This is a genomic window from Enterobacter sp. 01-M-03-SI-ECC, from assembly GCF_047530215.1.
Classification (GTDB): Bacteria; Pseudomonadota; Gammaproteobacteria; order Enterobacterales; family Enterobacteriaceae; genus Enterobacter; species Enterobacter chengduensis.
The window spans coordinates 1-822 of sequence record NZ_JBLKDA010000098.1; the positions used below are offsets into that span (position 1 = coordinate 1).

The 822-nt window shown below is 52.7% G+C and carries 1 rRNA gene; it reads right to left on the reverse strand.

Annotation, left to right across the window (positions count from 1 at the left end):
- Positions 1–822 (reverse strand): 23S ribosomal RNA (locus tag ACMWKK_RS26225); the annotation flags it as partial.

The following is an 822-nucleotide window of genomic DNA, read 5'->3' on the forward strand; positions in this document are numbered from 1 at the left end:
AGTGTCGCTGCCGCAGCTTCGGTGCATGGTTTAGCCCCGTTACATCTTCCGCGCAGGCCGACTCGACCAGTGAGCTATTACGCTTTCTTTAAATGATGGCTGCTTCTAAGCCAACATCCTGGCTGTCTGTGCCTTCCCACATCGTTTCCCACTTAACCATGACTTTGGGACCTTAGCTGGCGGTCTGGGTTGTTTCCCTCTTCACGACGGACGTTAGCACCCGCCGTGTGTCTCCCGTGATAACATTCTTCGGTATTCGTAGTTTGCATCGGGTTGGTAAGCCGGGATGGCCCCCTAGCCGAAACAGTGCTCTACCCCCGAAGATGAATTCACGAGGCGCTACCTAAATAGCTTTCGGGGAGAACCAGCTATCTCCCGGTTTGATTGGCCTTTCACCCCCAGCCACAAGTCATCCGCTAATTTTTCAACATTAGTCGGTTCGGTCCTCCAGTTAGTGTTACCCAACCTTCAACCTGCCCATGGCTAGATCACCGGGTTTCGGGTCTATACCCTGCAACTTAACGCCCAGTTAAGACTCGGTTTCCCTTCGGCTCCCCTATACGGTTAACCTTGCTACAGAATATAAGTCGCTGACCCATTATACAAAAGGTACGCAGTCACACCACGAAGGTGCTCCCACTGCTTGTACGTACACGGTTTCAGGTTCTTTTTCACTCCCCTCGCCGGGGTTCTTTTCGCCTTTCCCTCACGGTACTGGTTCACTATCGGTCAGTCAGGAGTATTTAGCCTTGGAGGATGGTCCCCCCATATTCAGACAGGATACCACGTGTCCCGCCCTACTCTTCGAGTTCACAACCTGTG